Source organism: Myxococcus sp. AB025B (assembly GCF_006518215.1).
Taxonomy (GTDB): Bacteria; Myxococcota; Myxococcia; order Myxococcales; family Myxococcaceae; genus Myxococcus; species Myxococcus fulvus.
In genome coordinates this window covers 1-23,724 of record NZ_SRLW01000151.1, presented here as the reverse complement: position 1 = coordinate 23,724, position 23,724 = coordinate 1, and the positions used below count along the sequence as shown (strand labels likewise).

General features: G+C 67.9%; 28 protein-coding genes. 26 read left to right on the top strand and 2 right to left on the bottom strand.

The features are described 5' to 3' along the window. The 6 genes from istB to FL311_RS24130 form a co-directional block, all read left to right on the top strand. The coding region (gene istB / locus FL311_RS24150) for an IS21-like element helper ATPase IstB (protein ID WP_141328347.1) at nucleotides 1–757 on the top strand (757 nt) is incomplete at its 5' end. A gap of 74 nt (nucleotides 758–831) precedes the next feature. Continuing rightward, nucleotides 832–957: a hypothetical protein gene (locus FL311_RS45960; protein WP_255510358.1), complete on the top strand. Its 126-nt coding sequence runs from the start codon at nucleotides 832–834 to the stop codon at nucleotides 955–957. Then, complete coding sequence (locus tag FL311_RS24145; RefSeq protein WP_141328345.1) at nucleotides 954–2,570, top strand: hypothetical protein; 1,617 nt, start codon at nucleotides 954–956, stop codon at nucleotides 2,568–2,570. Before FL311_RS45960 ends, FL311_RS24145 begins: the two co-directional genes overlap by 4 nt. Continuing rightward, nucleotides 2,567–3,070: a Mov34/MPN/PAD-1 family protein gene (locus tag FL311_RS24140; RefSeq protein ID WP_141328343.1), complete on the top strand. Its 504-nt coding sequence runs from the start codon at nucleotides 2,567–2,569 to the stop codon at nucleotides 3,068–3,070. Before FL311_RS24145 ends, FL311_RS24140 begins: the two co-directional genes overlap by 4 nt. Continuing rightward, nucleotides 3,067–3,603 (top strand): hypothetical protein, encoded by a 537-nt coding sequence (locus FL311_RS24135; protein ID WP_141328341.1) that lies wholly within the window; start codon nucleotides 3,067–3,069, stop codon nucleotides 3,601–3,603. Before FL311_RS24140 ends, FL311_RS24135 begins: the two co-directional genes overlap by 4 nt. Before the next feature lie 205 nt (nucleotides 3,604–3,808). After that, complete coding sequence (locus FL311_RS24130) at nucleotides 3,809–5,374, top strand: DUF4055 domain-containing protein (RefSeq protein ID WP_141328339.1); 1,566 nt, start codon at nucleotides 3,809–3,811, stop codon at nucleotides 5,372–5,374. 105 nt (nucleotides 5,375–5,479) lie between these two features. On the opposite strand, the gene FL311_RS24125 is transcribed toward FL311_RS24130, so the two are convergent. Next, entirely contained in the window at nucleotides 5,480–6,793 is a 1,314-nt protein-coding gene (locus FL311_RS24125; protein ID WP_141328338.1) for a hypothetical protein, read from the bottom strand. 18 nt (nucleotides 6,794–6,811) lie between these two features. Here FL311_RS24125 and FL311_RS24120 point away from each other — a divergent pair, with 18 nt between their 5' ends. The 19 genes from FL311_RS24120 (at nucleotide 6,812) to FL311_RS24030 (ending at nucleotide 19,523) form a co-directional block, all read left to right on the top strand. Further along, nucleotides 6,812–7,135, top strand: coding sequence for a hypothetical protein (locus FL311_RS24120; protein ID WP_141328336.1), 324 nt, complete (start codon nucleotides 6,812–6,814; stop codon nucleotides 7,133–7,135). Between the two features lie 304 nt (nucleotides 7,136–7,439). Further along, the gene (locus FL311_RS24115) at nucleotides 7,440–8,441 is read left to right on the top strand and encodes a hypothetical protein (RefSeq protein ID WP_141328334.1); all 1,002 of its coding nucleotides are present in this window, start codon (nucleotides 7,440–7,442) and stop codon (nucleotides 8,439–8,441) included. Between the two features lie 50 nt (nucleotides 8,442–8,491). Then, nucleotides 8,492–8,878, top strand: a complete 387-nt coding sequence (locus FL311_RS24110) for a hypothetical protein (RefSeq protein ID WP_141328332.1) — start codon at nucleotides 8,492–8,494, stop codon at nucleotides 8,876–8,878. A gap of 959 nt (nucleotides 8,879–9,837) precedes the next feature. Next, entirely contained in the window at nucleotides 9,838–10,281 is a 444-nt protein-coding gene (locus FL311_RS24105) for a hypothetical protein (RefSeq protein WP_194869347.1), read from the top strand. Between the two features lie 597 nt (nucleotides 10,282–10,878). Continuing rightward, nucleotides 10,879–11,187 (top strand): hypothetical protein, encoded by a 309-nt coding sequence (locus tag FL311_RS24100; protein ID WP_141328330.1) that lies wholly within the window; start codon nucleotides 10,879–10,881, stop codon nucleotides 11,185–11,187. After that, nucleotides 11,184–11,402, top strand: coding sequence for a hypothetical protein (locus tag FL311_RS24095; RefSeq protein ID WP_141328328.1), 219 nt, complete (start codon nucleotides 11,184–11,186; stop codon nucleotides 11,400–11,402). Before FL311_RS24100 ends, FL311_RS24095 begins: the two co-directional genes overlap by 4 nt. Continuing rightward, nucleotides 11,399–11,710 (top strand): DUF4031 domain-containing protein, encoded by a 312-nt coding sequence (locus FL311_RS24090; RefSeq protein WP_228557032.1) that lies wholly within the window; start codon nucleotides 11,399–11,401, stop codon nucleotides 11,708–11,710. Before FL311_RS24095 ends, FL311_RS24090 begins: the two co-directional genes overlap by 4 nt. Before the next feature lie 98 nt (nucleotides 11,711–11,808). Then, nucleotides 11,809–12,111, top strand: coding sequence for a hypothetical protein (locus tag FL311_RS24085; protein ID WP_141328327.1), 303 nt, complete (start codon nucleotides 11,809–11,811; stop codon nucleotides 12,109–12,111). After that, on the top strand, nucleotides 12,108–13,325 hold the full coding sequence (locus FL311_RS24080) for a minor capsid protein (RefSeq protein WP_141328325.1): 1,218 nt from the start codon (nucleotides 12,108–12,110) through the stop codon (nucleotides 13,323–13,325). Before FL311_RS24085 ends, FL311_RS24080 begins: the two co-directional genes overlap by 4 nt. Before the next feature lie 32 nt (nucleotides 13,326–13,357). Further along, a complete protein-coding gene (locus FL311_RS24075) occupies nucleotides 13,358–14,119 on the top strand; it encodes a hypothetical protein (RefSeq protein ID WP_141328323.1) in 762 nt (253 codons plus the stop codon). A 168-nt stretch (nucleotides 14,120–14,287) separates the two neighbouring features. Continuing rightward, nucleotides 14,288–15,208, top strand: coding sequence for a major capsid protein (locus FL311_RS24070; RefSeq protein WP_141328321.1), 921 nt, complete (start codon nucleotides 14,288–14,290; stop codon nucleotides 15,206–15,208). Nucleotides 15,209–15,317: 109 nt separating this feature from the next. Further along, nucleotides 15,318–15,779: a hypothetical protein gene (locus FL311_RS24065; RefSeq protein ID WP_141328319.1), complete on the top strand. Its 462-nt coding sequence runs from the start codon at nucleotides 15,318–15,320 to the stop codon at nucleotides 15,777–15,779. A gap of 24 nt (nucleotides 15,780–15,803) precedes the next feature. After that, nucleotides 15,804–16,295, top strand: coding sequence for a DnaT-like ssDNA-binding protein (locus tag FL311_RS24060; RefSeq protein ID WP_141328317.1), 492 nt, complete (start codon nucleotides 15,804–15,806; stop codon nucleotides 16,293–16,295). Continuing rightward, the gene (locus FL311_RS24055; RefSeq protein ID WP_141328315.1) at nucleotides 16,292–16,681 is read left to right on the top strand and encodes a hypothetical protein; all 390 of its coding nucleotides are present in this window, start codon (nucleotides 16,292–16,294) and stop codon (nucleotides 16,679–16,681) included. The genes FL311_RS24060 and FL311_RS24055 overlap by 4 nt, the downstream gene beginning before the upstream one ends. Further along, nucleotides 16,678–17,127: an HK97 gp10 family phage protein gene (locus tag FL311_RS24050; RefSeq protein WP_141328313.1), complete on the top strand. Its 450-nt coding sequence runs from the start codon at nucleotides 16,678–16,680 to the stop codon at nucleotides 17,125–17,127. Before FL311_RS24055 ends, FL311_RS24050 begins: the two co-directional genes overlap by 4 nt. Next, a complete protein-coding gene (locus FL311_RS24045; protein WP_141328311.1) occupies nucleotides 17,124–17,549 on the top strand; it encodes a phage tail terminator-like protein in 426 nt (141 codons plus the stop codon). The genes FL311_RS24050 and FL311_RS24045 overlap by 4 nt, the downstream gene beginning before the upstream one ends. A 27-nt stretch (nucleotides 17,550–17,576) precedes the next feature. Continuing rightward, complete coding sequence (locus tag FL311_RS24040) at nucleotides 17,577–18,728, top strand: phage tail tube protein (protein ID WP_141328309.1); 1,152 nt, start codon at nucleotides 17,577–17,579, stop codon at nucleotides 18,726–18,728. 61 nt (nucleotides 18,729–18,789) lie between these two features. Further along, nucleotides 18,790–19,218: a hypothetical protein gene (locus FL311_RS24035; RefSeq protein ID WP_141328307.1), complete on the top strand. Its 429-nt coding sequence runs from the start codon at nucleotides 18,790–18,792 to the stop codon at nucleotides 19,216–19,218. A 23-nt stretch (nucleotides 19,219–19,241) separates the two neighbouring features. Next, on the top strand, nucleotides 19,242–19,523 hold the full coding sequence (locus FL311_RS24030) for a hypothetical protein (RefSeq protein ID WP_141328305.1): 282 nt from the start codon (nucleotides 19,242–19,244) through the stop codon (nucleotides 19,521–19,523). A gap of 23 nt (nucleotides 19,524–19,546) precedes the next feature. On the opposite strand, the gene FL311_RS24025 is transcribed toward FL311_RS24030, so the two are convergent. After that, nucleotides 19,547–19,990: a hypothetical protein gene (locus FL311_RS24025; protein ID WP_141328303.1), complete on the bottom strand. Its 444-nt coding sequence runs from the start codon at nucleotides 19,988–19,990 to the stop codon at nucleotides 19,547–19,549. A 106-nt stretch (nucleotides 19,991–20,096) separates the two neighbouring features. On the opposite strand from FL311_RS24025, the gene FL311_RS24020 reads away from it, so the two are divergent. Then, nucleotides 20,097–23,724, top strand: a 3,628-nt coding sequence (locus FL311_RS24020) for a phage tail tape measure protein (RefSeq protein ID WP_141328301.1), incomplete at its 3' end; no start/stop codon positions are given.

Sequence of the window (23,724 nt, the reverse complement as noted above, 5' to 3'; positions counted from 1 at the left end):
CGTCGAAATCACCCGTGCCCTCACCACCTTGCGCCTGTCCGGCATGGCCCAGGCCCTCGAGGCGCGCCTGCTCCAGGCCCAGGCCGAGAAGCTCGCTCCGCTCGACTTCCTCTCCGCGCTCGTCAACGACGAGCTGACACGTCGAAGCGACAGCTTCATCCAACGCCGCCTGAAGCAGGGCGCCTTCCGCGACGCGGGCAAGACGCTCGACGGCTTCGACTTCGACTTCAACAAGAAGATGAATCGCCGCCTCGTCTTCGAGCTGGCCACCGGCGGCTTCGTGGAGCGACGCGAGGACGCGCTCTTCCTCGGCCCTCCAGGCACCGGCAAGAGTCACATCGCCCAGGCCATCGGCCGCGCCGTCATCCAGTCCCAGGGCCACCGCGTCCTCTACCGCGAAGCCCACCACCTGCTCGAGGAGCTGGCCGAGTCCAGCCTCGAGGGCACCCGACGACAGAAGCTCGATGCGCTCACCAGCGCCCCGCTGCTCGTCATCGATGACCTCGGCATGCGCAAGCTGCCCGCCACCGCCGCAGAGGACCTGCTCGAGCTCATCATGCGCCGCTACGAGAAGGCTTCCACCCTCATCACCTCCAACAGGCCCGTGGAGGATTGGGGGAAGCTCCTGGGCGACAACGCCGCCGTGGCCGCCATGCTCGACCGGCTCCTGCACCATGCCCACGTCGTCCAATTCGGCCCTCGAAGCTGGCGCACCAAGGGGGCCATGGAGTTGCGGTCCGCCGAGTCCGCAGGGTAGGAGTCCTCCTGTCTCGGCCCTCTCTCTTTGGCCGGTTTTGACGGGACCCTCTTTGGCCGGTTTTCACCTGACCATTGAGGCTCTGGCCGAAGGACAAGTCGCTGGAGCTGCTGGGCAAGTACCTGAAGCTCTTCACCGACAAGGTGGAGCTGACGGAGATGAAGAAGAGCCACGAGGAAGCGCTGGGGGAGCTGGAGTGAGCGCGGCCCAGCAGGCGCGGAAGAAGCCCTCCCTCCGAACGCAGGTGGCTCGGCGCCGTCAGCCGCGCGAGCTGAGGGGGCGTGGCGTGCGGCCGGTGGCGCAGGACGCGCAGGAGGAGCTGTCACCGCGCGAGAAGGCCATCCGCCAGCGGCTGAAGGACGACTTCCCGCACTACGCGGAGAAGTGCCTGCGGATTCGCCCGAAGGAGGTGTCCGGGGCGGCGTTGCCGCAGCTGAAGCTGAACAAGGCCCAGCTGTACCTGCACGAGAGGCTGGAGGCGCAGCTCCGGAAGACGGGGAGGGTGCGCGCCATCATCCTCAAGGGGCGCCAGCAGGGGTGCAGCACGTACGTGGAGGCGCGCTTTTACTGGAGGGTGTCACACCGGAAAGGGGTGAGCGCCTACATCCTCACGCACGAGGACCCGGCCACCGCCAACCTCTTCAAAATGGCGAAGACGTACCACGAGCACTGCCCGTCGCTCGTGAAGCCGTCCACCAGCGCGTCCAACGCGAAGGAGCTGCTCTTCGACAAGCTGGCCTCCGGGTACAAGGTGGGCACCGCAGGGAGCAAGGGGACGGGACGCTCGTCGACGCTGCAGTACTTCCACGGCTCGGAAGTCGCCTTCTGGCCCAACGCCTCGGGCCACATGCGCGGCGTGCTGGAGGCCGTAGGCAACGTGCCGGGGACAGAAATCATCCTCGAGTCCACCAGCGACGGGCCGCAGGGACTCTTCTACCGGCTGTGCCTGGCGGCGCAGAAGGGGGAGAACGAGTACGAGCTCATCTTCATCCCCTGGTTCTGGCAGGACGAGTACCGCCTGCCGGTGCCCGCGGGCTTCGAGCGCACCTCGGAGGAGGTGCGGTACGCGGAGCTGTGCCAGCAGGTGCATGGCTACGCCCTGGACGACGGGCAGCTGGCGTGGCGCCGCTCGAAGGTGTCGGCCTTCGAGAAGGGCGTGGCGGACTTCCGGCGCGAGTACCCGGCGACGGTGGAGGAGGCCTTCAAGTCCGCGGCGGTGGGCGCCCTATGGACTCCCGAGACGCTGGAGGAGGCGCGCGCGCCTCTCCCGGTGGACGCCGAGGGCAAGCCGCTGCCCATGGTGCGCGTGGTGGTGGCGGTGGACCCGGCTGGCGGGGACGGCCCCAGCAACGACGAGGTGGGCATTGTCTGCGCGGGCAAGGCCTCCAACGGGCACGCCTACGTGTGGCTGGACGCCTCGGCCAAGTACTCGGCGGAGGGGTGGGCCACGAAGTCGTTGGCCCTCTACGAGAAGGAGTGCGCCGACGCCGTGGTGGGCGAGAAGAACTTCGGCGGGGACATGGTGGAGACCACCATCCGCAGCAAGGCGAAGGAGATGCGCAGGCCCGTCAACGTGAAGGTGGTGACGGCCTCGCGCGGCAAGGCGAAGCGCGCGGAGCCGGTGGCCGCGCTGTACGAGCGCGGGAAGGTGCACCACGTGGGCCGGCTGCCCGCCCTCGAGGACGAGATGACGACGTGGGTGCCCGGGGAGTCCACCTGGAGCCCTAACCGAATGGACGCCGCGGTGTGGGCGCTGACGGAGCTGATGCTCGACACGTCAACGCACTCCATGCGCGTCGGGAGCTACCGATGAGCGCCACGTGCGCCGCTGCGCCGGCACCGGGTGTCGTCCTGTACGTGTCCGGCCCGTACCGCGTCTGGGTGCGCCGCGCCGTGCTGGCGAAGGCCCAGCGCCTGGCCCGCGTGCGTGCCCCGCTGGAGACGGGCGGACTGCTGCTGGGGCAGGTGGTGGACGGCGAGGCCCACGTGCTGGCGCTGACGGGCCCGGGACGGCGCGCGCTCCGCAGCCGCCTGGGCTACGAGGCGGACCGTGCCCGCGACAACCGCCTGGTGGCGCGCGTCCACCCCCGGCTGCACTACCTGGGCGACTGGCACACCCACCCGGGTGGCCCCGCGGTGCTGTCCGCGACGGACGTGTCCTCCATTCGGGGGACGCTGACGCTGTCCCGTCCCGAGGTGCTGCACCTGCTGCTCGCGGGCCCGGCCGACATGGGGGCCGCCGTGGCCTCTCTCTTTACTCTGGTGCGCGGCGAGTCCGCCGCCCGCCGCATGACTCCCGAGGTGGCAACGTGACGTGCATTGCAGGCGTGGTGGCGCGGGGGCGCGTGTACCTGGGCGGGGACAGCGCGGGCGTCGCCGGGTACGAGCTCACCGTCCGCGCCGACACGAAGGTGTTCTCCACCGGCCCCTTCCTCGTCGGCTTCACCTCGTCCTTCCGCATGGGGCAGGTGTTGAGGCACGCCTTCTGCCCACCGCCGTTGCCGACGCGGCCCGGGGCGCTGGGCCGGTACATGGTGGTGGACTTCGTCGACGCGGTGCGCGCTGCCCTGAAGGACAAGGGCTGGGCGGCGAAGCAGAACGAGCAGGAGTTGGGCGGCACCTTCCTCGTCGGCGTGGCGGGGCACCTCTTCCGCGTCGAGGCCGACTACCAGGTGGCGGAGTCCCGCGACGGCTTCGACGCCGTGGGGTGCGGCAGCGAGGCCGCGCGCGGGGCCCTCTTCGCTGCCCGGCACCTCAAGCCCGAGGCGCGGGTGCGCATGGCGCTGCGCGCGGCGGAGCGCTTCAGCGCTGGCGTCCGCGGGCCCTTTCGGGTGGTGTCCGGGTGAGCGCCGCCCGCCGCCGGCCCGGCACCTCCTGGCGCCTGCGCGGGCGAGGCCTGCCGCGCGCGGCCCGGCGCGATTCCGCATGGCTGGTGCTGCGCTTCTTCCCCCACCTCGCGGACCCGACGTCCCGGCGCCTCTCCCGCCTGGCGCTCCGCAACTGGCAGTACGTCCACCTTCGCCGTCCCGGCCATGCAGAGAGGGCCAGCCCATGACGTCCGACGTGAGCAACGAGAGCAGCGCGTACAAGGCGATGAAGCCGCACTGGGCGCTGGTGCGGGCCCTGCTGGGAGGCACCGAGGCCATGCGCGCCGCGGGGACGACGTACCTGCCTCAGCATGCGCGCGAGTCCGAGGAGGCCTACAGAGAGCGCCTCCAGCGCAGCTTCCACTTCAACTACTTCGAGTCCGCCCTCGGCACCCTGGCGGAGATGCCCTTCACCAAGCCGGTGACGTTGTCCGACTCCGCCCCCGAGGAGCTGCACGCCCTCGTGGACGACGTGGACAAGCAGGGCAACGACGTGACGACGTGGGCGCGCAACGCCTTCGCGGACGGGCTGGCCAACGGACTGGTGCACATCCTCGTCGAATTCCCCAGGGTGGACAGGACGCAGGTGCAGACGCGCGCGGACGAGGAGGCGGCGGGCGTACGCCCGTACTTCGTTCACGTGACCGCTGAGTCCCTCCTGGCGGCCTACGCCACGGTGGAGGGCGGCGCCCAGGTGCTGACGCATATCCGCATCCGCGATCCGGTGACGCGGGTGTCCGGCTTCGAGGAGGTGGTGGTGGAGCGCGTCCGCGTGCTCGAGCGAGACAGGTGGGAGGTGTACGAGAAGGAGGGGAACGGCACCTGGGCGCTGGTGGACAGCGGGGAGAACACGCTGGGCTTCATCCCCCTCGTCACCTGGTACGCCGGCAAGCCCAAGGGCTTCATGCTCATCCGCCCGCCGCTGCTCTCCCTGGCGGAGAAGAACCTGGAGCACTGGCAGTCATCCAGCGACCAGCGGAACATCCTCACCATCACCCGCTTCCCAATTCTGGCGGCCTCGGGCGTGACGGACGACTCGCCGCGAGGCGGGGGCGTCGAGCTCGAAGGGCTGGACGCGGAGGACAGGGAGTTCCTCGGGAGGCCCAGTGGGCGCGGCGGCATCGCCATCGGCCCCCACTCGCTGCTCACCACCAGCAACCCCCAGGGGAAATTCTACTACGTCGAGCACGCCGGGGCGGCCATCGAAGCGGGCGCGAAGGACCTCGAGCGCCTGGAGGACCAGATGGCGGCGCTCAGCGTCGAGCTGCTCGTCCGCCGGAAGAGCAACACCACGGCCACCGAGAAGTCCATCAACGCCGGGCAGAGCTACTCGAAGCTGGGCGCCATGGCGCGCACCTTCGGCGACGCGCTGGAGCTGGCCTTCCACTTCGCTGCCCGGTGGATGGGCGTCGAGGTGCCGGACGACAAGCTGAAGGTGTCCGTGCACACGGACTTCGGCGTGGAGGAGGGTGACGCGCAGGGCCTGGAGGTGCTCTTCAAGACTCGCGCGGCGGGCGACATCTCTCGCCGTGCCTTCCTGAAGGAGCTGCAGCGCCGGGGCACCCTCTCCGCGGACTTCGACGAGGAGTTGGACTCGGACTACCTCGCGGAGGAGGGGCCCAGGCTGGGCACCGTGGGCCGCGAGCCGAGGGACGAGCCCCAGGCGCAGCCCGGCCAGGGCACCCAGGAGTCCGGCTCCGAGCCGCCTGTGGACGGTGAGCCTGCTGCCTCTGCCGGAGGTGTCGCGTGATGCTCTTCGCCGTCGGGGCGCGGGCCGTGCGTGCAAACGGATGAATGCCCTACGGCCAGCGCGCCCCCCGGCGCGCAGAGCGGCCTGCGCGCCGGGGGGCTTGCGTCAGTCCAGCCCGTGGAACAGGGGCAGGTTGGCGGGGGCGGGATAGATGGCCACGCCGTGGGTGACGCCGAGGTCGGCACTGGAGATGAGAGTCTGGGGCACCGGCGCACCGGTGGCGGCGAGCTGGCCCGGGCTCAAGCGGGCGATGTCGCCGGAATCGTAGCCCAGCCAGAGCCCTCCCTCCTCGTCGAAGGCGAGCTCCCTAGGGCCTCCGACGTCGAGCCACACCGCGGGCGTGACGGTCCGTGGGCCCGCGTCGCCCTGCTCCCTGGGGGTGAGCCGGGCGACGATGCCACTCGCGGCATAGGCGACCCACAGGTTGCCTTCCTCGTCGAAGGCGAGCCCCGAGGGGCCGGAGAAGCTGACGCCATCCGGAGTGGGCTTGGCGTCGATGCTCGTCCAGGGAGTCACCGTGCCCGACGTGACCAGGCCAAAGCGACCCACCTGGTGCACGCGGGAGCCGGTGCTGGCGCTGTCCGCCACCCACAGGTGGTCCTCGGCGTCGAACGCCAGGGCGCTCGGCTCGCCGAGCCCCGAGAGCTCCACCTCGGGCGTGGGCGAGCCGCTGGCGGTGAGCTGGGCGGCGCCGAAGCGCAGCACCTTGTCGCTGAAGCCGACGGAGACCCAGAGGTTCCCCATCCTGTCGAAGGCGAGGGCAATGGGGCCTGGGAAGCCTCCGCGCAGGGCGCTGCCCGTCAGGGTGATGTCGGGCGCGCGGACACCCGAGGCTCCGAGGTCCCGGGCGGGATAGCGCCGGATTTCCCCCGAGCTGAGCGCCACCCAAAGGTTGCCTCGTCGGTCGAACGCGAGCCCTGAGGCGCGGGGGATGGCCGGGGTGGAGTCCAGCAACACTGTGGCCGAGGGGCTCCCGGAGGCGCCGAGGCTCTCTGCGGAGAAGGCCTCGATTTCGGCGGCGCCATTGCTCGTGGACAGCCACAGCTTCTGGCTGCTGGGGACGAGCGCATAGTCGACCGTGGCGGTGACCGTCTGCCCGTCGCGGACGCAGACCTGGGAGGTCGGTGCGTCATAGGCCGTGCGAATCAGCGGCCCACTCCCGCCGGTGGGCTCGGGAAGGAGGTTCCACGTGCCCGCGGAAAGTCCCTCCAGCCTGCGCGAGGCATCAATGATCCGCAGCCCGTTCCCGTTGCGCAGGGTGACGATGGAGGCGGCGGAGGAGGGGATCCCGCGGATGGTGACCTCCAGCGTGCCCTGGCCCGTGGTGGGACAGTCGTTCGGTTCTTCGGAATCCCCGGAGTCACCACACCCCAGGAAGAGCGGCACGCCGAGCGCGAGGACGATGAGGCCTGTTCGCATTGGGGGCATCTCCTTATCATGGCTGACCGGGTTCAACTTGAGAGGCTGGATTCCTTCGCACCCGCGCGGAAAAGTGGCCGGCTCGAGGCCCGCGCGTTCCCCGTCGAGGACACCTCCGCGGGCCCTTCGTTGGGCCAGCAGCACCAGGTTGGCGAGGCGCTGGACCTGGATGCCCTGGAGTCCATCGCCCGCGCGGCCGCGCAGCACGACGAGGGGTGGGAGCTGGAGACGGCGGAGACGTCGCCGGAGCTGGCGGAGGACCCGGCATCGGCTGTCCACCTGCCCCTTGATGTCCGCGCCGTGGCCCGCGTCGTCGCGGGGAGCCCGGCGAGTGCCGCTTGACTCATGGCGGACGGGTCGCGTCAGGCAGGCGCCGCTCCAGGACTCGGCGGGGGGACTCCTGGAACATACTCCTGAGGCGTGTCAGCGATGAGGTTGATTCTGACTCTCGTCAGGGAATGTCGTGCTGGTTGTTTGTGAGTACGATCGGACTGGGGGCTCGTCGCCGGGGTCGGAAGTGACATCTGGAAGGCTCTGCGTAGTGTGTTGTAGAGGTTAGGAATGACGCGGTAGTGCGTCGGAACCGGGGGAGTCGATGTCACGCGTACGGTCGGATCATTTGCTCTGGCTGTTGTCGGAGATAGATTTGGATGAGATTGAGCGGGCCGAGCTGATTGCTGGTGTGTTAAGCAACATGCGCCTCCCGAGAAAGGCGGCGCTCGATGCGATTGAGAAGCAGCGTCCGGGGGCAACGGCGCGTCTGTCGAAGCTATGGACGGCGTATAGCCGACAGTCTCTGTTCCTGTGGGCTGCTCCAACGCTTCAGCGTTTCGAGTCCGAGGTGGATACGCGCAATGCTGTAGCGGCAGCGGTGCGGGCAAGCACTAAGCAGGATTTTCATCCCGCCCAACTGACAGAGCACTGGGTTCGCCTCGAAGAACAGAAGGCAGATGCACGGCTCAGTGTTGTCGAGGAGGACGAAGAAGATGAGGCGCCGTCGGAGATCGTGCCGCCAAGAGTGGTAAGTGTTCGAAGTGGTCCGCAGTCGATTGATGCGACAGTGCGGCTTACGAAGCACCTTCATGTTATTTATGAGGATACTGAAAAGGCTGTTGTTGTAACCCAGGACGTTGGGCTCTCACTTGAACTGGGTGCACAGGGGCGCCTAATGAAGGTCTACGGGGGAAATCAAGCGTCACGCAAGGCGGTGCGAGCCTTTGTTGAGTGGGTCACCGGGGAGCCATTGCCCCAGCGAAATCCGGCATTGGCGCGTCATCTAGTTGCAGTACAGTTCACCGAAGGTCATGTAATGGCACTTGCTGACCGGCTCCAGCTTGACTTCGTTGGAATGAGCGGGTCGGACGCTCGCGATGTAGTTGGAAAGGTCAGCTTCGAGGGGAAGCTAGATGGCTTCCGCTTGGCTCCCCTTGATGTGACGGATGACCGGATAAAGAGCCAAGAGGACATGCCTCAGGACCTTCGGGTCTACAACTGGGACTATGAGCATCCGGAAGATAAGTTTGTTGAATATGGTCGAGTAGCTTTTGTTATGAATGCTCGCCATTCGTACCTGAACTTCTTGGTAAGAACCAGCCAAGCGGCCATGGCGGATGTGGTCCGGGAGCTTTGGGCTGAGGTCAGACCGTAGCACTACACTGAGCTCCTATGGGGGCAAGAGAGAAGGCAGAAGAGGTTCGGATGAGCGTTCAAGAACGCATCGAAGCGGCTTATCTGGGGCCAAAGAGGTCCGCTCTCTTCGCCCTCGAACAGTTTCTTGCGGCAGAACTTGGGACGGCCGATGAGGTGGCTAGTGCTCTAAAAGCACTCGTCGATGAATCATTTTTGAGTGCCCGTGCGACTCTTGTCTGTGCCTTCGGTCACGAGTTCTACGGAGGGTCGCTCCCAGACGCTTTGTCGAAGCTGCGGTCAGAGTGTTCGAGGGTGGATTGTGAATCGCATGCCTTGACCGAAAGCGAAAAGCGCGAGGCTGATTTCCAGGCGCGCGTTGTCGTCCGCTACTCGATGACCAAGCCCTGGAAGATGGCTCTTGAGGCGCAGCAAAAAAAAACTCCGCAGATGGCATAGTCGCGTTGACTTCCCCAGTGCGCGAGGATGTTGGTCTGCCATCTATGGCGGATGCCCTGCGTCGACTGGGATACGAGAAGGCTGGTGTTCCGGTCTCGGTTCTTGAGATGCATTTTCATGAGAAGGTTTATGTTTCGCGTAACGAGATTAGCGGAGACAATAATCTTCTTGGAAATGCCCAAGATGGTGAGCAAAGCCGCCTTTCGGTAGGTCAGGTGTTTGAGCGAAGGGGTGATTCGATGTCTCGGAAAAAGGATCGAGAAGAGGCTGCGCCAGAGCTTCGAGCCACGGCTACTGGGGGCTCGCGGCAGGAGGATCTTCACGCTCCTCAGGGGCGGCTCATTGCAGAGGCAGCGGACAAGAGTTCACAGAAAGGGCTCTCGACAGCGAGGGAGCCGGGAGCGAAGCGTTTTCGGTGGACTGATCCAACTGTTGTTGCAGCGCTAATTACCGGTGTCTTTGCGCTGTTCGCTGCGTACATTGCCGTCGCCCACAACTGGCTCAAACCCCCACCATCAGAGACTGTAGGACCACCTCCATCCGTGAACAGTTCGCAGCCTTAGCCTGCCTGACGTTTTCTGATTGAGTGATTGCTCTGGGCTGGCGGTGCTTGAGGGCACAGTTCGCGGCTGCTGTGTTCAGCAGCGCATGTCAGGCGAGGACCTGCGCGGTTGGCGCAGGGAGTGGCTTCCGCTGGTGACGCGCCGGCAGCGCCACCGCGGGAATCACCGCTACCTCTGGGGGCTACGCCCAGGTGCGCGGCGCAGGCTGCCTCCGTCACTGCCGTTCCCGAAGTGGAAGCCTGAAGAGGGCCGAGCTTCACGCTATGCGGTCGCCCGCGCATGGGGCCATTCGCTCATCGCGAAGTACCTCCCGCAGCACAGGACGGCTCCACCGCATCGAGGAACCGTGGTGAATTGTCCTCCCCTGGTAGACTGGCGGTTCTTCCTAGGGAGCGTATGAGCGGCCTGACTTTTGAAGGCGTGGTACAGCAGAAACGGTTCCCAGTCGTCATCCGTATGAGGAACCCGCCACTCTTCTGCAAGACGCCGTACATGGAGGGCAACCGGGCGTTCCTTCAGCTCTCCACGCGGAGACCCATCTGGAACTCGAAGCACAAGCTCTGGGAGCTCCCTCTCTCTTGGTTCAACGACATCGTGAGGAAATGCGCGCTGCGCTGGGGGACCGTCTATGTCATCCAGCCATTCAACGAGATGGAGAAGTGCGCTCGGGCCTGCTGGGATGCACTCGGGCTGGAGTGCAACTGTTCCTGCATGGGAAAGAACCACGGCACGGGACAGCCTTCGGGACGCTGGTACGAAATCTCTGATGCGTGTGCCATTTTGTGGGAGGGTGAGAGCCTCCGGATCTCGGTTGTCCATACGAAGAACAGGCCGAGCTGAGGGGGCACTCAATGAAGTGCTGGGTTCAAAATGGTTGCGAGATGCGCGGTGCAATTTCTGTTTCGGCAGAGACCGCTTTCGAGGAGTCGTGAATGCCAATTCTGTTTCGGGGCGATGAGAAAATCTGCGAGGTCGAGGTCATGGAGCATAACCCTGCTCGGAGGGAGTCTTCGGGGAGTAACGCCTCCGTGCAGGAAGGTTTTGAGCAGTACATCCTGCGCCCCCGCGCATTCGATTGGCCCGCTGGTGTGGAAGAGAGCGGTTGCCGTCTTGAGTTTGAGGATGGTCGCAGCCTGAGCCTCAGGTTCGTCAAGAATATCGGAAGCAGAGGACGTATCCTCGCGGCTGTGGAACCCTGACCTTCGCTCCAGGTGTCCAACGGGGGCTCTACAGGATCCTCGAGGTTCTCGCGGCTCCTGTCCTCCCACTGCCTGACGCTCGGGGCCCATGCGCTCCCGTGCTGTTGCAAGCCGTGCCCCCTCGCGCCCGAGAAGGCCGCCTGCCGTCACCATCGGCGGGGCGCCCAGGCCGCTTCCCCGCGTTCGCTTCGTTCGTCACCGCAGCCGCCACGCCCTCGCTCGCGTCTACTTCCGCCCCATGGGGCTGCGTCCGCGTGACGTCGCCGAGTGGCCGGACATGCGGCAGGGCATCCTCAACATGGGCGCCCGGGCGTTCGCGGGGCGCAGGCCGGGGGGGGCCGTCATCCACTACTGGGCGGCGCCGGACGTGGCCCCGCTCCACCTCGCCTACATCCTCGGCCACGAGGTGGGGCACGTCTCGGGCAAGCAACTGCGCTCGCGGCGCAACACGTGGCGGGAGGAACTGCGCGCGGACGAGTACGGCGCGGCGGCGTACCTAGCGCTGAAGCACGTCCTCTCCTGGGCGAAGAAGGCGGGTGCCGCGTGATGCTCGAAGCGAGCGCCCTCGTGGGCGTCGAGGTCCGCGAGTCTCCGTTCCTCCCACCCGGGCACTTCGTGGGCGTGGGGCAGGTCCTCTTCACCCGGCACATGAGCGAGTTCCTCCTGCTCCTGTCCGGCGCCCGTTGGCACGTCGAGCGGGACAGGTGCCCCTCCTGGACGGACGCCACCGAGTGCCAGTGCATGCGCGGCGGTGATGCGTGAGCGTCTACGTCGACGAGCTCGTTGTGCACCCGCCCCCGAAGGACGCGGCCGCTCGTCACGCGGGCGCGCGCTACGGGCACCGCTGGTGCCACCTCTTCTGCGACCCGGGCGAAGAGGCGGACCTGCACGCATTCGCGGCCCACATCGGCCTGAAACGTGAGTGGTTCCAGTCTCCGCCGGCGGCGAGCAAGCCCCACTACGACCTGACGCCCCCGCGCCGCGCGGCTGCGCTCGAGGCTGGCGCCGTGGAACTGGACCGCGCGGGGCTGCGCGCCTTCTTCGCGCGGTGGAAGGCGGCCCGGCCATGAGCGCTCCGAAGCTCCAACGCAGTAGGAGTGGACCCGCCCGTGCGACACCTCGTCGGCGGGTAGCTGGCCGTGGAGGTCGGCGACGCCGCCTCGCGCCGGTGCGCTCGGTCTCCCCCCCGGACTACGCGGGGCTCGGCGCGGCGGTGGGCCACCTGGTGACGGAGAAGCAGCGCGCCTACGGCAAGGCCGTCCATGTGCTGGCACTCCTGTACCCGGACGGCATCCCGCGGGCGAAGTTCGACGACGCCCTGGCCGTGGTGCGCGTGGTGGACAAGCTCTTCCGCGTGGCGACGGACAGGGACGCGCTGGGCGAGTCCCTGTGGCGGGACATCGCCGGGTACGCCCTCCTGGCCACGGAGCGGGTGGAGCGGCAGCGGCGGCGACGCGGGGGCTCGAGGTGAGCACCGGGCCCACGATGAACGAGGAGCTGCTGGAGCGCTCCATTGCCCACGCGGTGCAGGTGGAGCGGTACAAGGCGGGACTCGTCCGGCGCGTGGTGGAGGTGCTCAACGAATCCGAGGAGGACCTGGAGGCCGAGCTGACGAAGCGCCTGGCGCGCATCGAAGCGGCGGGCGGGTACGACGCGGGGCCCGCGGTGACGCGGCGCATGGAAGAGACGCTGGCCCGTGTGGGCGCCGTGCGCGCCGAAGCCTACGGCACCGCCATGGGCCTGCTGACGGAGGAGCTGGGCCTCTTCGCCACGCACGAGGCGCGGTGGCAGGCTGCCGTCCTCAAGGAGACGCTCATCGCCGAGCTCTCCGTGGCGACGCCCACTGCGGAAGTGCTGCACGCGGCCGCCTTCTCCCGGCCCTTCGAGGGGCATGTGCTGAAGGACTGGGCTGACGCGCTCGCCCCTGCCGACCTGGACCGCATGGGCCGAGTGGTGCGCCAGGGCATGGTGGAGGGGAAGACGACGCAGCAGATGGTGCGCGAAGTCATCGGCACACGGGCGCAGGGCTACTCGGACGGCGTGCTTGAGACGAGCCGGCGCAACGCGGAGTCGGTGGTGCGCACCGCCACCAACCACGTAGCCACCCAGGCCCGGGAGGAGACGTACAGGGCGAACGCCGACATCGTCCAGCACGTGCGCATGGTGGCCACCCTGGACGGGCGCACCACGCTGGTGTGCATGGCGCTGGACGGGAAGGTGTTCCCGGTGCGCGACGGACGCCGTCCTCCCTTCCACCGAGGATGCCGGACCACCACGTCACCCGTCATCGACGGCGTGAAGCTGATTGGAGACAGGCCCTCTGTCACGGACACTCGCACAAGGCGTCAGCGGGACATCGACTTCCGCGCCGAGGCGAAGGCCAAGGCGGGCGAGGAGCGCTGGAAGGCCATGTCCACGAAGGAGCGCGACGCGGCCATTTCTCGCCAGCGCCAGAAGTGGACGCGGGAGAACGTCGGCCAGGTGCCGAAGGGGCTCTCCTACGAGGACTGGCTGCGCAAGCAGTCCCGGGCCTTCCAGGACGAGGTCCTCGGGCCGACGCGCGCGCAGCTCTGGCGCGAGGGAGGCCTTCCGCTGGGCCGCTTCACGGACGCCAGCGGGAAGACGCTGACGCTGGAGCAACTGCACGCGGTGGAGGCCGCGGCTTTCAAGCGGGCGAAGTTGTAGCCGGCCCGCGCTGACGAAGGGAGAGGAAGCACATGCCGTTCGAGTGGCAGCCGGAGCTGGAGAAGGTGGACGAGGTGCCGGAGAAGCTCCGCGCGCTCTACACGAAGGTGGACGCGGCGGAGGGTGCGCCCGAGAAGTACGTCCTCGACGAGGAGTTGGCGAAGCGCCTGGACACCTCCGCCCTCACCGGGACGCTGCGGAAGGAGCGCGACAGCAACAAGGCGCTGAGGGGCCAGCTGGCGGGCTTCGAGAAGCTGGGGCTGAAGACGCCGGAGGAGGTGGAGCAGCGCCTCGCGGAGCTGGGCACCCAGCTCGCCGACGCGCAGAAGGGCGTCAAGGGCGCGGAGGTGTGGGCGAAGGAGCGCACCTTGCTGGAGGAGAAGCACTCCAAGGTGCTGGGCGAGAAGGAGGCCGAGGTGAAGCGCCTGACGTCCGTGCTGCACAAGCAGCTCGCCGAGGGCGCCGTCCGCGAGGCCCTGACGAAAAATGAGGGGGCCATCGAGTTGATGCTACCCATCATGGCTCCTCACGTGGTGCTGGTGGAGGAGGCTGGGAAGTTCCTGGTTCGGGTGGTGGATGACGAGGGGAACCCTCGTGAGAACAAGTCGGGCAGCCCCATGACGGTTGACGAGTACGTCGTGGAGCTGAAGAAGGACTCGCGCTTCACCCGCGCCTTCAAGGGCACGGGCTCCTCGGGCGGCGGGATGCCCCCGGGGGCACCCCCGGGAGGGATTCCCGGGGGCGGCAAGTTGACTGCGCTGGAGCGCATTCAGCGCGGGTTTGGCAGGAAGTAGCACCCGTCGTGGGTGCGCGGGATGCGGCCCACGACAAACCGGGAGGGATTCCCGGCGGCAGTCACTCTTTCGTCAGTCCATGAATGACAGAGGGCTTCCAGCAGCCTCGCCCTTGGCGCGCCCTCTGCCTGTCTCGCATTCCCTCGCTCCGAGGAGGAGCGCACTCCTATGCCTTCAATCACCCTTGTCGAAGCCGCCAAGCTCAGCCAGGACGACCTCGTCGGCGGCATCATCGAGAACATCGTCACCGTCGACGCCTTCTACCAACGCCTTCGCTGGGAAGCCGTGGAAGGGCCGGCCATCGTCTACAACCGCGAGTCCTCGCTGGGTGACGTGCAGATGCTGGGCGTCGGCGGCACCATCACCGCCAAGTCGCCCACCACCTTCGTCCAGGTGACGAGCGCGCTGAAGCGCATCATCGGCGACGCCGAGGTGGACAACTTCATCGAGGCGACGCACTCGGACACCACCGACCAGAAGGCGCTCCAGGTGGCCGGCAAGGCCAAGGCGGTGGGCCGCAAGTACGCCAACCTGCTCGTCAACGGCACCGGTGCCAATGACGAGTTCGAGGGCCTGCTGGGGCTGGTGAGCGCGGGCCAGACGCTGGTGGCCGGGCCGAACGGCGCCGACCTCTCCTTCGACTTGCTGGACCAGCTCCGGCAGAAGGTCACCGCGAAGGACGGGAAGCTCGACTTCTACATGATGCCGGGCCGCACCATCCGCTCCTACAAGGCGCTGCTGCGCGCGCAGGGCGGCGCCGGCATCATCGAGACGGTGCAGTTGGCGGACGGCGTGGAGGAGGTCCTCGTGTACGAGGGCGTCCCCATCTTCCGCAACGACTGGATTCCCACCAACCAGACGCAGGGCACCAGCACCACGTGCACCAGCATCCTCGCCGGGTGCCTCGACGACGGCACCCGCAAGGTGGGCATCGCCGGGCTGCACGCGAAGAAGCAGATGGGCATCCACGTCGCGGACATCGGCGAGGCGGAGACGAAGGACGAGTCCATCACCCGCGTGAAGTTCTACTGCGGCCTGGCCGTGTTCAGCGACCTGGGGCTGGCGGTGCTCCAGGGCGTGACGAACTGAGCGGCGCGCTTCTCGGCTGGGCCCGCCCGCGGGGACTTCCTTCCCAGGCGGGCCCAGCCCTCAACCTCGCGCCCAGCACGTGCTGGGTGCATTCCCTGTGGAGCAACAGATGGCTGGAAACCGATTGACGGTGGAAGTGGCGCTGGTGGGGCCGCGCGAGGGGGAGACGTGCAGCCTCGCGGGCTTCGACTTCAAGGACGGTGTGGCCGAGGTGCCGAGACACGCGGCGACGGCCCTCCACATTCTCGGCAAGTACCACAACGCCTTCCAGGTGGACTCGCGCGAGTACGAGGATGCCCAGGCGAAGTGGGTGAAGGAGAAGGCGAAGGCGAGCGCGGAGTCCATCGGCGCCGTGGACCCGAAGCTGGCGGTCGCCCTGGAGGGCGCGCGCGCGCACATCGACTCGCAGGACGCCGAGCTGGAGCGCCTCCGGGCCGAGCTGCGCGAGGCGAGGGCGGCGAGCGCCGAGAGCGCGAAGGTCCAGGCGACGACGGAACTGCCGAAGGCGCCGGCCGAGGAGACGCTGGCGGCGGACAGCAAGGCGAAGGGGAAGGGCAAGGGCAAGGAGTAGCCCGCGCCCGAGGAGTAGCCGCCCATGCCCATTGAAGCGACTCCAGGAGGCCCTTCCTCCGACTCGTACTGCACCCTGGTGGAGGCGGACGCCTACCACTCCGCGCGCGGCCACAACGCGGAGTGGGCGGCGGCCTCGGTAGAGGAGAGGGAGCGCGTGCTGAAGTGGGCGACGCGCGTCCTCGACACCCACTACCGCTACCTGGGCACGCGGGCGTCTGCCGAGCAGGCGCTGGCGTGGCCGCGCCGTGGCGTCGTCTTCGACGGCGCCAGGGTGTCTTCCACTGCCATTCCGTCGCAGCTGCGGTGGGCGGTGGCCGAGTTCGCCTTCCGGCTTCTCCAGGAGGACTGGACGGCGGGCCTGGGCCCCGTGGTGGACGAGGGCGTCCAAGTGGGGCCGTTGAAGACGTCGAAGGAGACGCACGTCGCCATTCCGGCGGAGGTGGCGGCGCTGGTGTCTCCGTTGGTGGTGCCCCGGCTGGCGGGCCTGGGCAGCTTCCAGGTGGTGCGCGGGTGAGTGCCCTGGCGGACAGGCTGGCGCGCAAGTCCCTCGCGCTGCTGACGAAGTACGGCCAGTCGGCCTCCCTCACCCGACGCATGGTGGGCGAGTACGACGTGGCCACGTCCACGCGTGCCTCGTCCTCCGCCAGCTACCCGGTGCGGGTGCTGGTGCAGTCGGACTCCGGGCAGGACAAGGAGGGCGACTCGCTGCAGGAGGGCACCGCGGTGCGCGCCGCGCGCCGCAAGCTGCTGGTGGGCGCCCGTGGCCTGCCGGTGGTGCCGGGCCCCGGGGACGAGGTGGGTCCGCTGGAGGGCCGCACCTGGCGCGTGCTGGGGACGGACCCACCGGTGCAACTGGGCGGCACGCCCATTCTCTTCACGCTGCGGGTGGCCTCCGCATGAGTCTGCGCGACACGGACAGGAAGGTGCGCAAGGGCGCCAGCTTCTCGCGCCAGGTGGAGTCCTTCGTCAAGGCGACGAAGGAGCGCGCCAACGAGGTGGTGCGGAAGACGGCCCTGGGCCTCTTGGCCAACGTCGTGGAGTCGTCGCCGGTGGACACCGGGAGATTCCGGGGCAACTGGCAGGTGGGCATTGGCGCGCGCCCCTCCGGCACCACGGAGACGGAGGACAAGGACGGCAGCGGCGTCGTCACCGCGGCGGCCTCGGAGTTGGCCGCCGCGAAGCTGGGCGACACCGTCTACCTCACCAACAACCTGCCGTACGCCCGCCGGCTGGAGTTTGGCCACTCGGCCCAGGCCCCGCGCGGCATGGTGCGCGTCACCCTCGCCCACCGACAGGAGATTCTGGGTGAGGCGGTGAAGGACGCGAAGGAGGGCGGTGGCACGTGAGCGCCGTCCACCTCGAGATAAAGCAGGCGCTGGAGGTGCGCGTGGCCGAGGTGCTGGGGCCCGTGATGGGCATGGCCCAGTTGGCCTTCCCCAACGAGTCCTTCACCCCCACGGCCGGCACGCCCTGGGCCAGCGTCCACCACCTGTGGGCGCGCACCTCCCCAGGCACGGTGGGGGTGGACGGCTACACGCGCCGGCCCGGCGTCTTCCAGGTGTCGCTGCACTTCCCCTTCGGCACCGGGGAGAAGGCCGCCGTCACCGCCGCGCAGGCGGTGGTGGACGGCTTCAAACCGGGCACCTCGCTGCCGCGCGGAGACACCACCGTCCGCGTGCAGTCCGCCTCCCTCGCCCCGGGACTCCGGGACGCGGAGTGGTGGGTGGTGCCCGTCAGCGTCTGGTGGCTGGTGCACTCGGTGGGTTGAGCCGCTCCGCGCGGCAGGAGTACTCGCATGGCTTCTTCAGCTTCAGGACAGCGCACCGCGCTGCGCTTCACCGCGGAGGGCGACTACGGCGTCCCCGCCAGCACCACGTACCAGGCGCTCCGCTTCACAGGCACCTCCCTCAACCTGGGCAAGGAGACGTACCAGTCCAACGAGATTCGCGCCGACAGGCAGACGGCGGACTTGCGCCACGGCATGCGCAGCGTCGCCGGCGACGTCTCCTTCGAACTCTCGCGGGGCACCTTCGACGAGCTGCTCTCCGGGGCCCTCTCGGGCACCTGGGAGGCGGTGACGACGGGCGCGGTGTCGCTGGAGGCGGACGCGGACGACGAGTCCTTCGTCCGTGCCACCGGCAGCTTCCTCGCGGACGGCTTCCTGCCGGGCGACGAGGTGGCCGCCACCGGCTTCGCCACCGCGGGCAACAACGGCCGCGCCAAGGTGGTGGCCGTCACCGCCCTGTCCCTCACCGTGGACAAGGCCCTCGCTGCCGACGCGGCCGCCGCCGGGCGCACCGTCGCGCTGGTGGGCCGGCGGCTGAAGGCCGGCACGGAGTTGAAGACGTACTCCTTCGAGCGCGCCTTCACCGACATCAACGAGTACCTGCTGTACCGGGGCTGTGCCGTCAACGCGCTGAAGCTGTCCATCCAGCCCGGCGAAATTGTCACCGGCAGCGTCACGCTGCTGGGCAAGGACATGGTGCAGGCCACCGCCTCCCATGCCACCACCGTCACCCCCGCGGGTACCGGCAGCCCCTTCGACGCCTTCACCGGCACGCTGCTGGAGGGCGGAGTCGTCGTGGCCAACGTCACCGGTGTGGAGCTGGACGTCAGCAACGGGCGCAGCACCAAGGGCGTCGTCGGCCAGCGCTCGCCCACGGAGGTGCACGAGGGCGGCTTCGCGGTGTCCGGCAACCTGTCCGCGTACTTCCAGGACGGGACCCTCCTCAACCGCTTCATCAACGAGGAGGAGTCCTCCCTCGAGCTGCTGCTGGTGGACGTCAACGGCGTGGACTTCCACCGGCTGTACCTGCCGCGAATCAAATACACGGGCGGCGACTTGGACAACCCGAAGGAGGGCCCCGTCGTCCTCTCGCTGCCCTTCACCGCGCTCCTCGATGCGACGGCTGGCACCAGCCTCGTCTACCAGCGCAGCAACCCGTAGCCCTCCCGGGCGCGGCCTGCACGTGCGCGCTCATCCCCTCGTAGTCCCCAAGGAGTCCCCCGTGTTCGACTTGTCCTCCATCCGCCACCGCGACAGCGCGGAGGTGTCCATTCACCACCCCGTCACCGGCACTCCCACCGGAATCATCGTCATCCTGGCCAGTCCCGACAGTCCCGTCGCCCGCGCGGCGGAGCGCGAGCTGCGGGAGCGCTCGCTGACGCGCCTCCAGTTGGGCAACCGCAGCGCCGCCAACACCGCCCGGGAAATCGAGTCCGACGCGGTGGACATGCTCGTGCGGCGCACCCTGGGCTGGCAGGGCTTGGTGGAGAACGGCAAGCCCGTGCCCTTCTCCGCGGACGCGGCCCTGCACCTCTACACCGAGCACCCCTGGCTGCGCCGCCAGGTGGACGACGCGCAGGCGGACCGCTCCCGTTTTTTCGAGGCCTCGCCGAGCAGCTCCTCGGCTACGCCCGACACCAGTTCCACCTGAGCAAGCCCGAGGGCGAGGGAGGCGTGTCGCTGCGCGCCCACCTCGAGCAGGTGGCCAAGGCCACCGGCAAGGCGCCCGTGGCGCTGGTGGGTGAGTACGCGCTGCCGGACGCGCTCGCCCACGTCTGGGGCTGGTTCTGCGAGCTGAGCGGCGCTCGCGGGGCAGGGGGCTTCTCCATTGCCCCCATTGGCTTCCAGGACATCGAAGCGTGGGCCCGTCTCACTGGCCACCATCCCACGCCTGCGGAGGTGGGCCTGCTGCGCCAGCTCGACGACGTCTTCCGGGATGAGCTCAGTCCGAAGTGAGGAGGTACGAGGTGCCGGGACGACTACTGCTGGGCCGGGGCGGCCTGCTGCTTGTGCTCCTCTTCCTGCCTGGCTCCCTTCTCTGCTTCCCAGTCCGCCATGACTGCGTCGATTCCGCGCAGCTCGGACACGGGCTTGGTCATCTCGATTCCAGTGTCCCGGTCGCGAAAGCCCACGTGCGTCCACCCCTCCTTCTCCAGCTGCTCCTTGCCGGCGTCGTAGTTCGGCATCTCCCGGAGCATGGCGGCCCGGACTTCGTCCGGGTCCTTGGACCCAAACGGCTGAACTCGAATGATCGTGGTGTGGTGTTTCCCACCCGTGTCCCATCGCAGCTCGGGACTCCCATGAGCCTCGTTGCTGTACCGGACCGACTCGACGCGCTCCGCTTCGAGCCGCTTCTCGTCGTCAGAGCGACAGGCGCAGGCAGCAATCAGGAGCAGGGCAACGAAGGCGGGGCGGACGCGCATGGTCCAGGAAACCAGCACAGCGTGAGTACCCAGGTCCACTGGTCACACATTCAGGTGCTCACGTCCCCGCGCATCTGCCTCGCATCGAGCCTGAACGGAGTCTACCGTGTCTGAGCAGTTCGACCTGGCCACGCTGTCGGTCCGCATCGACACCTCCGAGGCGGCAGGAGGGGTGCAGGGACTCAGCGACCTGACGAAGGCTGCGGAAAAGACGGAGACGGCGACCACGAAGGTCGAGTCGGCCACCGCACAGTTTCAGCGTGAGATGGCGAAGATGCTCAAGGAGGTGGAGGCCAACACCAGAGCCTTCGACGACATGCGAAACAAGTTGAAGGAACTGGAGCGCGTGAGCGCGCTCTCGAAGACCTTCGACATGGCGGCCGAGGCGGCGAAACGGTTTCAGAAGTCGATGGAAGACACGAAGGTGTTGGACACCTTCAACGAGAAGCTGAAGCTGTTGGAGGGCTCAGCGGGGCGCCTCACGTCTGCATTCGGGGACACAGGCACCATCCACCGGTTCATGAACGAGCTGAACAAGGCGTCCTCGGCCATGTCGAAGATGCAGGACGACATGCGCGCCGCGAAGTCCGTCCAGGAGGTGGCGAAGGCCGCAGAGCTCGCGAAGTCGCCCGTGGAACAACTCTCCAAGGGGCTTGGCGGACTCGCCGGCAACCTCATGGGCATGGTGGCAGTGGGGGCCACGTTGCGGAGCGTCACCACCGAGGCGCTGGGCTTCTCCACGGCCATGGCCCAGGTGAGCACTCTGCTCGAGGACAACCAGCTCGGGATGATGGGCCCGCTTGCGGAGAGCGCGAAGCGACTGGGCGCCCAGTTCGGCCGTGGGCCCACCGACCAGGCCAAGGCGCTCTACGAAATCATGTCCGCTGGTGCCGCCGACGCGGCGAAGGCCACGGAGATGCTCGCCATCGCCAACAAGCTGGCCATCGGCGGTGTGACGGAGGTGAGCGTCGCGGCCGACGGCCTGACGTCCATCATGGCCAGCTACGGCACCCAGCTCCGGAGTGCCACCCAGGCCGCCGACGCCATGTTCGTGTCGGCAGCAGACGGCAAGACGTCTATCGAGACCATCGCCCGCCACATCGGCAAGGTGGCGCCGATTGCGTCCCAGACGGGCGTGTCGCTCCAGGAATTGCTGGCTGCAAACGCAGCGCTCACCAAGGCTGGCATCAAGACGGAGACGGCCATGGAGGGGGTGAGGGCCATCCTGGCGCAGGTGGCCAAGCCTTCCAACGAAGCCGCCATCCTGGCGAAGGAACTCGGCATCGAGTTCAACATCGCCGGCCTGAAGTCCAAGGGCTTCGCGGGCTTCCTCCAGGACATGAAGGACAAGACGGGTGGCAGCACGGAGTTGCTTGCTGCGCTCGTTGGCGGCGTCGAAGCGCTGCTTCCGGTAATGACGCTCTCGGGCTCGGCCTCGGTGGACTTCGCGACGTCGCTCCAGAACATGGAGACGTCAGCCGGGAAGACGGAGTCCGCCTTCAAGAAGATGGCGGAGACGCCGCAGATGAAGGTGGACCAGCTCCGTGCGCGCTTCGCCGCCCTGCGAATCGAGGTGGGCGAAGAGCTGCTCAACTCCGTCTCGCCCGCCATGGATGGGCTGTTGGCGAACTTCGAGGAAGTGACGACGGCGGCTCGCTACCTCGCCCAGGCGCTGGCGGTGATTGGTGCCGCGCGCGCGGTCGCATGGGGGCAGGAGTGGACGAAGGCTTTGTTGGAGAAGGCGGCAGCCGCGAAGAAGGCGAAGGAGGCGGTCGTCGAGGCGGCGCTGACCGAATCGCACTACAAGCGAGCCGTGGGGGAGAGTCGCGCTGAGTCGCTGAGGAATGCGCTGGCCCAGCTCGAGAAGCGACAGGCCACGCTCCAGGCGGCTGCCGCGGTCGAGGGCTCGGTGTTGGCCTCCCGCAAGGCTGCCATCGAGTCCAACCTCCTGGCGCAGGCGAAGGTGCGAGAGGCGCTTGCCATCGAAGGCGCGACGTTCGCGACGCGGGCAGGCTCTGCCGCGCTGGCGGCCATGGGCGGGCCCATCGGCGTGGTTGTCATCGCCCTGGGCGCAGCCGTCACGGCGTTCGCCGAGTTCGGCCGGGCTGCGGAAGAGGCGCGCGAGAAGGCGATGCAGCACGCTCAGGAGTCGGCCGCCGCGGTGGGGCGAGGTTCGCAAATCGTGGTGGACCTCATGACCCAGACGAAGGCCCTTGAGGATCAGGCCAGGGCGCTGGAGCGCCTCACCATTGCAAAAGAAGAGGTCGCCGCCCTGGGTGGGAAATACCAAGACCTTCTCACGAGCGAAGTCGACACGATTGGTGAACTCGCGGCAGTAGTCCGGCAGGTCGCTGGCGATGATTTGAAGGCGGCCCACGCGGACATCGCGCGCATGACTGCCGCAGTGAAGGAGAAGCAAAATCGCATCGTCACCGTGAATTGGACATGGGCTGGACGAGGGAAGCCGTTCTCCGAGGTTCGGAAGGACCCGCGGTTCGCGGCGCAGATCGAAGAGAAGCTCGTCCCTTTGGAGAAGGAACTCGCTGCTCACCAGCAGCGTGCTGCCGAAATTCAGAAGGCGCTTATCTCGCTGGAGGACGCCGCCAAGAAGGAGGCCGAGCTGGCTGACAAGGTCGCGGGTGCCCATGGCCGCGCGGGGGCCGCAGCTACGAAGTCGGCGTCGGAGACTATTGAGGCCGGCAAGAAGAAGGTCGAGGAGGCGAAAAAGGCCGCTGCATGGCTGGCGAAACTGGAGGAGGACGTCCGCGCCATCGGGAAGACGAAGGCAGGCGCGCTCAACCAGTCGGACGAGTACAAACTGCTGACGGAGGAGCAGAAGAAGCTCGCCGACGTGGCCATCGCGAAGCTGCAGGACGCCGAGGCCACGAAGAAGGCGGCTCAGGCCCGGGACGAGTTGGCGAAGAAGGCGCAGACGTGGCTCGAGCGCATCCAAGAGGAGGCGGGTGCCCTCGGGAAGTCGAAGGCCGAGGCCCTCAGCCTCACCGACGAGTACAAGGCGCTCTCCGCGGAGAAGAAGAAGCAGGCGGACGTGGCCATCGCCAGGTTGAAGGAGGCCGAGGCCACGAAGGCGGTGGAGAAGGCCGAGAAGGAGCGCCTCCAGAATCTCCAGCAGCTCAACCGTGAGCTGGGGGACCAATCCGGGACGCGCTTCCTGGAGGCCCAGCGGCTCCTCCGCGAGGAACGGGACGCGGGGCGCCTCAAGCTGGCGGACTACAACGCGCAACTCGCCAAGGCGCGGGAGCTGTGGACGCCGGAGGGCCGCGCCGAGGCCCAGCTCGCCAAGGAATTGGAGAACCTGGAGAAGCAGCTCAACCCCCTGGCCGACGCGCAGAAGCGCATGGCTGCCGTGGAGAAGCTCTTCCACGAGGGCCGCATCGGCGCGGCCGCGTACCGGCGGGAGGTGGCGAGGCTGCAGGAGCAGCTCTCCACCGGCTTCGCCCTGGCCCAGGACGCCGTCACCTCCGCGGCCCAGCACATGGAGGACGCCTTCGTCACCTTCGCCACCACGGGGCAGTTCTCTTTCCGGAACATGGTGGAAAGCATGCTCAAGGACCTGGCGCGCCTCCTGGCCCACAAGGCCTTCATGGCCCTGATGGATACCGCGACGGGGGCGCTCATCGGCGTGACGACGGCGCCGGGCGCGAGCTCGGGCGGGTCCACTGTGGGCGGCGCGGACCTGTCCGGCATGTTCGGCTCCATGCTGGGTGGGGGCG

Excerpts from the sequence above, each read along its gene's own strand:
- FL311_RS24110 (WP_141328332.1), top strand. The coding sequence starts at position 8,492 with ATGAGCGTTCAAGAACGCATCGAAGCGGCTTATCTGGGGCCAAAGAGG.
- FL311_RS24065 (WP_141328319.1), top strand. The coding sequence starts at position 15,318 with ATGGCTGGAAACCGATTGACGGTGGAAGTGGCGCTGGTGGGGCCGCGC.
- FL311_RS24050 (WP_141328313.1), top strand. The coding sequence starts at position 16,678 with ATGAGTCTGCGCGACACGGACAGGAAGGTGCGCAAGGGCGCCAGCTTC.
- FL311_RS24125 (WP_141328338.1), bottom strand. The coding sequence starts at position 6,793 with ATGCGAACAGGCCTCATCGTCCTCGCGCTCGGCGTGCCGCTCTTCCTG.
- FL311_RS24070 (WP_141328321.1), top strand. The coding sequence starts at position 14,288 with ATGCCTTCAATCACCCTTGTCGAAGCCGCCAAGCTCAGCCAGGACGAC.
- FL311_RS24105 (WP_194869347.1), top strand. The coding sequence starts at position 9,838 with ATGAGCGGCCTGACTTTTGAAGGCGTGGTACAGCAGAAACGGTTCCCA.
- FL311_RS24075 (WP_141328323.1), top strand. The coding sequence starts at position 13,358 with ATGCCGTTCGAGTGGCAGCCGGAGCTGGAGAAGGTGGACGAGGTGCCG.
- FL311_RS24025 (WP_141328303.1), bottom strand. The coding sequence starts at position 19,990 with ATGCGCGTCCGCCCCGCCTTCGTTGCCCTGCTCCTGATTGCTGCCTGC.
- FL311_RS24130 (WP_141328339.1), top strand. The coding sequence starts at position 3,809 with ATGACGTCCGACGTGAGCAACGAGAGCAGCGCGTACAAGGCGATGAAG.
- FL311_RS24040 (WP_141328309.1), top strand. The coding sequence starts at position 17,577 with ATGGCTTCTTCAGCTTCAGGACAGCGCACCGCGCTGCGCTTCACCGCG.
- FL311_RS24060 (WP_141328317.1), top strand. The coding sequence starts at position 15,804 with ATGCCCATTGAAGCGACTCCAGGAGGCCCTTCCTCCGACTCGTACTGC.
- FL311_RS24140 (WP_141328343.1), top strand. The coding sequence starts at position 2,567 with ATGAGCGCCACGTGCGCCGCTGCGCCGGCACCGGGTGTCGTCCTGTAC.
- FL311_RS24100 (WP_141328330.1), top strand. The coding sequence starts at position 10,879 with ATGGGGCTGCGTCCGCGTGACGTCGCCGAGTGGCCGGACATGCGGCAG.
- FL311_RS24120 (WP_141328336.1), top strand. The coding sequence starts at position 6,812 with ATGGCTGACCGGGTTCAACTTGAGAGGCTGGATTCCTTCGCACCCGCG.